The organism is Isoptericola sp. NPDC057391 (assembly GCF_042668085.1).
In the GTDB taxonomy this organism is placed as follows: Bacteria; Actinomycetota; Actinomycetes; order Actinomycetales; family Cellulomonadaceae; genus Isoptericola.
In genome coordinates, this window is record NZ_JBHVBO010000171.1 from 1 (window position 1) to 8,749 (window position 8,749).

At 74.7% G+C, this 8,749-nt stretch carries 8 protein-coding genes; 3 read left to right on the forward strand and 5 right to left on the reverse strand.

Annotated elements, in window-relative coordinates; genetic code table 11:
- Nucleotides 1-71: 71 nt before the first annotated feature.
- Genes ACFUVW_RS17210 through ACFUVW_RS17220 form a run of 3 tightly spaced genes read right to left on the reverse strand, consistent with a single transcriptional unit; the run spans nucleotide 72 to nucleotide 2,728 of the window.
- Nucleotides 72-1,322, reverse strand: coding sequence for a glycoside hydrolase family 3 N-terminal domain-containing protein (locus ACFUVW_RS17210; RefSeq protein ID WP_430572540.1), 1,251 nt, complete (start codon nucleotides 1,320-1,322; stop codon nucleotides 72-74).
- Nucleotides 1,319-1,792, reverse strand: a complete 474-nt coding sequence (locus ACFUVW_RS17215; protein ID WP_430572541.1) for an SRPBCC family protein — start codon at nucleotides 1,790-1,792, stop codon at nucleotides 1,319-1,321. Before ACFUVW_RS17215 ends, ACFUVW_RS17210 begins: the two co-directional genes overlap by 4 nt.
- Nucleotides 1,793-1,831: 39 nt before the next feature.
- Nucleotides 1,832-2,728, reverse strand: a complete 897-nt coding sequence (locus ACFUVW_RS17220; RefSeq protein WP_430572542.1) for a winged helix-turn-helix transcriptional regulator — start codon at nucleotides 2,726-2,728, stop codon at nucleotides 1,832-1,834.
- A 140-nt stretch (nucleotides 2,729-2,868) separates the two neighbouring features.
- Between ACFUVW_RS17220 and ACFUVW_RS17225 the strand changes: the two genes are divergently transcribed.
- Complete coding sequence (locus tag ACFUVW_RS17225; protein ID WP_430572543.1) at nucleotides 2,869-4,116, forward strand: MFS transporter; 1,248 nt, start codon at nucleotides 2,869-2,871, stop codon at nucleotides 4,114-4,116.
- 4 nt (nucleotides 4,117-4,120) lie between these two features.
- Here ACFUVW_RS17225 and ACFUVW_RS17230 read toward each other — a convergent pair whose 3' ends face one another.
- Together ACFUVW_RS17230 and ACFUVW_RS17235 are read right to left on the reverse strand one after the other, a co-directional pair.
- A complete protein-coding gene (locus ACFUVW_RS17230; RefSeq protein WP_430572544.1) occupies nucleotides 4,121-5,248 on the reverse strand; it encodes a threonine aldolase family protein in 1,128 nt (375 codons plus the stop codon).
- On the reverse strand, nucleotides 5,245-6,306 hold the full coding sequence (locus ACFUVW_RS17235; protein WP_430572545.1) for a LacI family DNA-binding transcriptional regulator: 1,062 nt from the start codon (nucleotides 6,304-6,306) through the stop codon (nucleotides 5,245-5,247). Before ACFUVW_RS17235 ends, ACFUVW_RS17230 begins: the two co-directional genes overlap by 4 nt.
- A gap of 124 nt (nucleotides 6,307-6,430) precedes the next feature.
- Here ACFUVW_RS17235 and ACFUVW_RS17240 point away from each other — a divergent pair, with 124 nt between their 5' ends.
- Together ACFUVW_RS17240 and ACFUVW_RS17245 are read left to right on the forward strand one after the other, a co-directional pair.
- Complete coding sequence (locus ACFUVW_RS17240) at nucleotides 6,431-7,588, forward strand: Gfo/Idh/MocA family protein (RefSeq protein ID WP_430572546.1); 1,158 nt, start codon at nucleotides 6,431-6,433, stop codon at nucleotides 7,586-7,588.
- The gene (locus tag ACFUVW_RS17245; protein WP_430572547.1) at nucleotides 7,585-8,697 is read left to right on the forward strand and encodes a Gfo/Idh/MocA family protein; all 1,113 of its coding nucleotides are present in this window, start codon (nucleotides 7,585-7,587) and stop codon (nucleotides 8,695-8,697) included. The genes ACFUVW_RS17240 and ACFUVW_RS17245 overlap by 4 nt, the downstream gene beginning before the upstream one ends.
- The last annotated feature ends 52 nt before the right edge of the window (nucleotides 8,698-8,749 follow it).

Consider the following 8,749-nt stretch of genomic DNA (forward strand, 5'->3'; position numbering starts at 1 on the left):
CGGGTCTTTTATTTTAACAAACGGACACTTTTGAGTTTTTAATTCCCCCACGCTCGATGCGGGGGCGGGCGTCAGCCGGCCGATGCGGCCTTGGCGGCCAGCACCCGGCGGGCGGAGGCGTCGACCTTCTCGGCGAACGCGGGGTCCTGGCGGGCCTTCGCCACCAGCGCGTCCGCCATCGCGGGCGCGACGGACGGATCGGCGGACGCGAGCACCAGGTCCACCCCGGCGTCGACGGCGTCCACGGCCCGCTCGCCCGGCGACCGGTCCTGCACCTGGGCGGCGGCCGAGACGTCGTCCGTCATGACGACGCCGTCGAAGCCCAGGTCGCCGCGCAGGACGTCGCCGACGACGACGGGGGAGAACACGGCGGGCGTGTCCGGGTCGATCCGGTCGTACACGGCGCTCGACATCATCACGTAGCGCGCCCCCGCGTCGATCCCCCGGGCGAAGACGCGCACGGACGCGTCGTCGCGGGTGGTGACGTCGTCCGTCACCCGGGCGTCGGTGTCGGTGTTCTCCGTGACGCGGCCGAGGCCCGGGAAGTGCTTGATCACGGGCTCGACGCCGGCTGCGCGCTGCCCGGCGCCGAAGGCGTTCGCCGAGCGGACCACCGTCGACGGGCTGAACCCGTAGTTCCGGCCGAAGTAGCCGATGGGCGGGTTGTCCGCGGCGTCGTCCTCGTCGACCAGGTCCATCACGGGCGCCAGGTTGAGGTTGACGCCGGCCGCGGCGAGCTCGTCGCCCCAGCCCTGCGCGCGCCGCTGCAGCGTGGCGGGCTTCCACGTGGCCTGCTCGGTGGCCTTCGGGATCTCGGAGAAGCCCGGGCCCCGCAGCACCTGGACGAGGCCGCCCTCCTGGTCGGTGGCCACGAGCAGCGGCGTGCCGTGCGTCGTGCGGCGGGACACGAGGGAGGTGTACCCGTCGACCAGCTCGCGGGTCGCGTCCACGCCCGCCGTGCTGCGGCCGTGCAGGAACACGTTGCCCACGTGCTTGTCGCGGATCGACTCGGCGCTCACGGCGGCCGGATCGCTCACCGACACGCCGACCATGAGCAGCTGGCCCACCTTCTGCTCGAGGCTCCAGCCCGCGAGCACGTCGTCGGGCCGCTCGGGGGTGGGGGACGGCGTCGTGCTGGGTGTCGGGCTCGGCGTCGTCGACGGCGCCGCGGACGACGGGCTCGGGGCCGGCGAGCCCTGCGCGGTGGACGACGCCGGACCGGGCGACGGCTCGCTGCCGGGGCCGGAGCACGCGGCGAGCAGGACGACGGCGAGCGTCGTGGTGAGCGCGAGGGCGGCCGGCGCGGGCCGGCGGGGGGTCACGCGTTCCGGGCAGGCGCACCGTCGCGGTGGGCGAGGGTCGCGAGCGCGTCCTGCCAGTGCGCCTGCGAGTTCGTCGCGTGCTGGGCCGTGTCGATGTTCTCCTGCCTCACGGACACGACCGTACCGGTTTCGTCCGGTTCGAGAGTGATGCGAATCTCGTGGTAGTTGTCGTCGACGTCCGCGAGCTCGGCCAGCGGCGAGAAGTGGGTGAAGTGCAGCAGCCGGGGCCGGTCGACGGCGATCACCACGCCCTTGTCGGCGAACTGGCGGCCGAAGAAGTGGCCCTCGAACGTGATCGGGCTGCCCGGCCGGAAGTCCGTCTCGATGTTCGCGCCCAGCATCCAGCGCGCGCCGGGGTGCATGAGCTCGGCCCACACGCGCTCCGGGGGCTGGGACACGTGGACCGACGCCTCGGCGACGTGCGGGTAGCGGTGCTCGGACGTGCTGTAGGGGCTGGTCGGGCTGGTCATCGTGGGGGGTCCTTCCGCCGGCTCCGGTTCGTTCCGACCCTAACGCCGGGCCCTCGCCGCCGCCGTCCCCGCCAGCTCCCGCACGAGGTCGAGCACGTCGTCGACCGACTGCGCGGGGTCCGTGACGGGCGCCTGCACGTGTCGCACGACGCCGGACGGGTCCACCACGAGCGTGACGCGCTTGAGCCGGTCGGAGCCGCCGGCGCGGAACACCGGTAGCCGCAGGGCGGACGCGGCCAGCCCGTCCTGGTCCGACGCAAGCAGGTACGGCAGCCCGGCGTGGGCGGCGAACGCCGCCTGCTGCTCGGGGTGCTGCGTGCTCACGCCGAGCACGCGCGCCCCCGCGGCCTCGAGGTCGGCGTGCCGGCGGCCGTAGGTGACGCACTCGAGCGTGCAGCCGGCGGTGCCGGGCACCTCGCCCCAGCGCGGCGGGTAGCCGGCGGTGCCGGGCGCGTACGCGCCGGGGAAGAAGAACAGCGCGGTCCACCGGTCGGGGTCGACGAGCCGCACCGTGGAGCCGTCGTGCGCCGTGAGCGCGACGTCGGGCACCCGCGTGCCCTCGAGCGCGCGGGCCCGCGCGAGATCGCCGTCGCCCAGCGCGCCGCTGACCTCGCCGTCGCCCAGGACGAACCGCGTGCCCCACTCCTGCAGGGCGAGCAGGACGGGCAGCAGGCCCTCGCCCCGGGCGGTGAGCCGGTAGTCGTGACGCGGCGGGCGCTCGGTGTACGGCACCTTCTCCAGGACGCCGTGCTCGACGAGCCCGCCGAGCCGTTCGGTGAGCGCGCGACGAGACAGCCCGAGCTCGCGCGCGAAGCCCTCGAACCGGGTGACGCCGGCGGCCGCCTCGCGCACGATCAGCAGGCTCTGCCAGTCGCCGACGACGCCGAGGGACTGTGCGATGCCGCAGTCGCTGTCGGCAAGGTCCTCGCGGCGCATGGGGGTCATCCTCTCGCCGGGCCGGGGTGCGCGTCCATCTCGTGCCGTGGTGTAAGTTCCAATTTGGAACTTACCAACGATGCCGCAGACCTGCCTGTTCCCGAGGGGTCGGCGGGGTCTCGTCAGACAGGGGGTGCCCGGTGGCCACGAGTGCACGGCCGTTCTGGACCTACTGGGCCGCGAGCACGACGAGCGGCGTCGGCACCGCCGTCACGACCGTCGCGCTGCCGCTGGCCGCCGTGACCGTGCTCGACGCCGGCCCGGTCGAGACGGGCCTGCTGGCCGCGTCGTCGTACCTCGCCTGGGTGGTGCTCGGCCTGCCCGCCGGCGCGATCGTGCACCGGCTGCCGCTGCGAGCCACGCAGGTGGCGGCCGACCTGGTGCGCGCGGCCGCGATCCTCGCCGTCCCGCTCGTGTGGTGGCTGGGGGAGCTCACGCTGCTCCACCTGGTGCTGGCGGCGCTCGCGGTCAACGTGGCCGAGGTGTTCTTCTTCACCGCCAACACGACGTTCCTGCCGACGGTGGTGCCGAAGCACGAGCTGACCAGCCGCAACAGCCTCGTCTCGGGCACGCAGGCCGCGACGCAGCTCGGCGGGCCGTCCGTGGCCGGCCTGCTGGTCCAGGCCGTGGGCGCCGTGCCGGCGCTGCTGGTCGACGCCGCGTCGTACGTCGTGTCGGCCCTGCTGCTGCGGCGGCTGCCCGAGCGCCGCGAGCCCGCCCTCGGCGACGACGAGGCCCGGCCGGGCATGGGCGCGATGATCGCCGAGGGCTGGCGGTTCGTGGTGCGCCACCCGGTGATGGCGCCCGCCACCTGGTGGGCGTGCGTCGTGAACCTCGTGTGCGGCGTGCAGGCCGGGCTGTTCGCGCTCTACCTGGTGCGCGACCTCGACGCGCCGCCCGCGATGGTCGGCGTGCTGCTCGCCGCCGACGGCGTCGGCTCCCTGCTCGCGGCGGCCGCCACGCCCTGGCTCGTGCGGCGCTTCGGGTCCGCGCGGGTGCTGCTGCTCGACGGGCTGTTCGGGTTCGCGGGCGCGCTGCTGATCCCGCTGGGGGCCGGCGCCGCCGGGTGGCTCTGCTTCGCCGTCGGCACCCTGGTGTTCGGGGCGTCCGTGGTGCCGGGAAGCGTCGTGACGCGCACCTACCGGCAGGTGGCCAGCCCGCCCGAGCTGCTGTCGCGGGTGATGGCGACCGTCCGGTTCGTGTCGTGGAGCATGATCCCGCTCGGGTCGCTCGCGGCCGGCGTGCTCGCCGCGCACGTGGGCAGCCGGGCCGTGCTGCTCGGGTCCGCGTTCGTGCTGCTGCTCGGGCCCGTCATCGTCGGGCTCAGCCCCGTGCGGCGGTTGCGGAACCTGGAGGACTTCGACGCCCCGACGCTCGTGCTCCGCTGAGAGCTCATGCGAGGGCGTCGGCGGCCGCCGCGACGAACGCGTCGACCGTCTCCGGCGCGGTGTCCCAGGCGCACATGAGCCGCACCTCGACGCGGTCGGGCGTCTCGCCGTCCGCCCAGTCGTAGAAGCGGGCGACGGCGCGCAGCCGGTCGGCGGCGGCGCGCGGAAGCGTGGCGAAGACGGCGTTCGCCTCCGTGGGGCGGGTGACGCGGACGGCGTCCCCGCCCAGCGCCTCGAGCCCCGCGCGCAGGCGGCCGGCCATCGCGTTCGCGTGCGCGGCGTTGCGGTGCCACAGCGGCTCCGCGCCGCCCACCGTGTCGTCGCCCGCCTCGCCGAGCAGGGCCAGGAGCTGCGCGGACACGAACCGCGTCTTGGACGCGAGCTGCATCGTCGCCTTGCGCAGGAACGGCACGGCGGCCGCGGCCGCCTCCCGCGCGCGGGCGGACGCGGCGTCCGGGGCGTCGTCCGGTCCGAGCACCAGCACGGCCTCGCCGAGCATGCCGCCGTTCTTCGCGGCCCCGAGCGAGACGACGTCGACCCCAGCGTCGGTGGTGAGCGCCCGCAGCGAGCACCCCAGCGTGGCGGCCGCGTTGGCCAGCCGCGAGCCGTCCAGGTGCACCGCCATGCCCAGGTCGTGGGCGACGTGGGTCAGCGCCCGCAGCTCCTCGAGCGGGTACACCGTGCCGAGCTCCGTGGACTGGGTGAGGGACAGCACCGCCGGGTGGGCGCGGTGCACGTCGTCGCGCTGCCCGGCCCAGCGCGCGACGTCGTCGGGCGTGATCCGGCCGTCCACCGACGGGCAGGCGAGCAGCTTGAGGCCGCCCACCCGCTCGGGCGCGCCGTTCTCGTCGGTGTTGACGTGCGCGACGTCGGACACCACGACGCCGCCCCAGCGCGGCGAGAGCGCGGTGAGCGACACGACGTTCGCGCCCGTGCCGTTGAGCACGGGGAACGCGAGCGCGCCGGCGCCGAACACCTCGCGCACGCGGGCGTCGAGCCGCGCCGTCCACGGGTCGTCCCCGTACGCGACGGCGTACCCGTCGTTCGCCGCCGCGACCGCGGCGAGGACGTCCGGGTGCGCGGGCGCGTAGTTGTCGGAGGCGAACGGCGGGAGGGTGCGGGGCTCGGTCACGCGCCCAGGGTAGGCGGGCCGGCCGGCCCGGTGACCCCGCCGGTGGACTCGCGCCACACGATGCGGTGGATCGGGGCGCCGGGCCCGGGGCGGGGCTCGCCCCGCACGGTCGCGACCAGGCGACGCATCGCCGTGCGGCCGGCCTCGGGGAAGTCGACGTCGACGGAGGTGAGGGACGGCATCATCAGCGCCCCCATCTCGAAGTTGTCCCAGCCGGTGACGACCAGGTCGCCCGGCACCGACCAGCCGCGCTCGGCGGCGCCGCGCACCACGCCGGCGGCGAGGTAGTCGTTCGCGGCGATCACGGCCAGGGGCGTCGCGCCGTCGGGGAGGTCGGCGACCGCGCGGCGCGCGTCGTCGCCCGACCAGGAGCCGCCGACGATGCCGAGGGACACGACGTCGCTGGTGGCGGGGTCGGCGGCCGCGCGCGCGACCGACGCGAGGTAGACGTCGCGCCGGGCGCGGGCCGACGCGTAGTGGTCGGGGCCCGCGACGTGCACGAACCGGCGGTACCCGGCGGCCACGAGGGCCCCCACCAGCACCTCGACGGCGCTCGCGTCGGCGAGGTTGCCGAGGCTGCGCATCTGCTCGTCGAACGTGGCCTCGGCGACGACGGGGGCACCCCCGTCCGCCGGGTCCGCGGGGCGGGCAGGGTCGGAGAGCGCCCCGGGCAGCACGGGGACGAGGGTGAGCACGCCCTCGTACTGACCGCTCGCGGCAAGGTCCCGGACGCGGGCGGTGCGCTCCTCGAGGGTGCCGTCGATGGTGTGGGCCTCCATGACGTACCCCGCCTGCTCGGCGACGTCTCCGGCGCCGGTGAGCAACCTGACCTGGTGGTCCAGCGTCGCGCCGGTCACCACGGCGAGCCGGCCGGACCGCCGGGTGCGCATCGACCGCGCGGCGAGGTTGGGCCGGTAGCCGACGGACTCGGCCACCCGGAGCACCCGTTCACGGGTGGCCGCCGAGATGGTGCCGCGCCCGGTGAGCGCGTAGGACACGGTCGCCTGCGAGACCCCGGCGAGGCGCGCGACGTCGCGGCTGGTGGGTGGGTTCGGCACCGCCACAGTATGACCTCCCTCACCTCTCGCCTTGACAGGGCCGCAGCGCGGCGGCCACTCTGATCACCGTCGCATGATACGTATCATGCCGGACCGCCAGCCAGCTCGTTCCATCGGAGGAACCATGCTCACCATCGGGATCGTCGGCACGGGCGGGATCGCCCGGGCGCACATCGACGGCTACCAGCGCTTCGCGGAGGAGTGCGAGATCGTCGCGCTGTGCGACCCCGCCCCCGGCCGCGCCGAGGCCCTGCGCGCGGAGCTCGGGCTCGACGGCGCCCGCGTCTACACCGACGCCGCCGAGATGCTCGCCGCCGAGCAGCGCCTCGATCTCGTCAGCGTCGCGACGCCGCCGTCCACCCACGCCGCCCTGTCGATCCAGGCCCTGGAGGCCGGCGTCGACGTGCTCGTCGAGAAGCCCATGGCGCCGTCGCTCGAGGAGTGCGACGCGATGATCGCCGCCGCGAAGGACAACGGGCGCCTGCTGTCCGTCGTCGCGCAGAACCGCTTCCGCGACGACATCGCGACGCTCAAGGAGGTGCTCGACTCCGGCCTCGCGGGCCCGGTCACGCACGCCCAGGTCAGCTCCGCCTGGTGGCGCGGCACCGAGTACTACGACCTGTGGTGGCGCGGCACGTGGGAGCGCGAGGGCGGCGGCTGCACGCTCAACCACGCGATCCACCACCTCGACATGACGCTGTGGATGCTCGGCTCGCCGAAGGCGGTGACGTCGGTGCTCACCAACGCCGCGCACGAGAACGCCGAGGTCGAGGACCTGTCCGTGAGCGTGCTGCAGTACGACCGCGCCCTCGCCGAGGTCACCGCCTCCGTGGTGAGCCACGGCGAGGAGCAGGCCATCGTCGTGCAGGGCCGGAACGCGCGCGTCTCGCAGCCGTGGAAGGTCGAGGCGAACCTGGCCAACCCCAACGGCTTCCCCGCCGACGAGGACGACACGGAGCGGGTCGCGCAGATCGAGGCCGTCGCGGCGGCGCACCGGCCGCTGGAGCACACCGGCCACGCCGGGCAGATCGCCGACATGCTCGACGCCGTGCGCGAGCGCCGTCGTCCCGCCGTCGACGGCGAGGACGGCCGCCGCGCCATCGAGCTGGTGACCGCCATCTACGAGGCGGGCATCGAGCGCCGCACCGTGGACCTGCCGCTGTCGCCCGACGACCCCTACTACCGCACCGGCACCCTCCTGGAGCGGGCGCCGCGGTTCTTCGAGAAGACGGCGTCGGTGGGCGAGCTGCCGGGCGCGATCACGGTGGGGGCGAAGGCATGAGCTCCTCGACCGGCGCGGGCAGCCCCATCAGCGCGGCGAGCACCGCGAGCGGCGCCGCGTACGCGCCGAACCCCGTGCCCGACCCCGTCGTCGAGCCGGGCGACTTCGTGTTCGCCGCGACGAGCCTCGACCACGGCCACGTGTTCGGCATGTGCGAGGGCCTCGCGGGGGCCGGCGGCACGCTGAAGTGGGTCTACGACCCGGACCCGGCCAAGGTCGAGGTGATGCGCAGCAAGTTCCCCGACGTGCGGGTCGCGCGCAGCGAGGCGGAGATCCTCGACGACGCCGAGGTGCGTCTCGTCGCGGGCGCCGCGGTGACCTCCGAGCGGGCGCCGCTCGGGCTGCGGGTCATCGAGGCCGGCAAGGACTACTTCACGGACAAGGCGCCGCTGACGACGCTCGACCAGCTCGCCGCCGCCCGCGAGGCCACGGCCCGCACCGGGCAGAAGTACGCCGTCTACTACTCCGAGCGCATCCACGTCGAGGCCGCCGTGCTGGCCGAGCAGCTCATCGACCGGGGCGCGATCGGCCGCGTGCTGCAGGTGATGGGCCTCGGCCCGCACCGCCTCGGCACCGGACGCCCGGACTGGTTCTTCGAGAAGGAGAAGTACGGCGGAATCCTGTGCGACATCGGGAGCCACAACTTCGACCAGATGCTGCACTACGCGGGCGCGAAGGACGCGGAGATCAGCCACGCCGCCATCGCGAACTACCACCACCCGGAGCACCCCGAGCTGGACGACTTCGGCGAGGCCGGCATCGTCATGGACAACGGGGCCACCGGGTACGTGCGCGTGGACTGGTTCACGCCGGACGGCCTGAGCACCTGGGGCGACGGCCGCACGATCATCCTCGGCACCGAGGGGTACATCGAGCTGCGCAAGTACGTCAACGTCGGCACCGGCGAGGGCGGCGGGCACGTGTTCCTCGTCGACGGCGAGGGCGAGCACCACCTGGTCGCGGACGGCCAGGTCGGCTTCCCCTACTTCGGGCAGCTCATCCTCGACTGCCTGGAGCGCACCGAGAACGCGATGACGCAGGAGCACGCCTTCAAGGCCGCCGAGCTCAGCGTCCTCGCCCAGCAGAAGGCCCGGGTGCTGACGCCCTGACCGACGACGCCGCCGGCCGGCCGGGACCATCGACGGTCCCGACCGGCCCGGC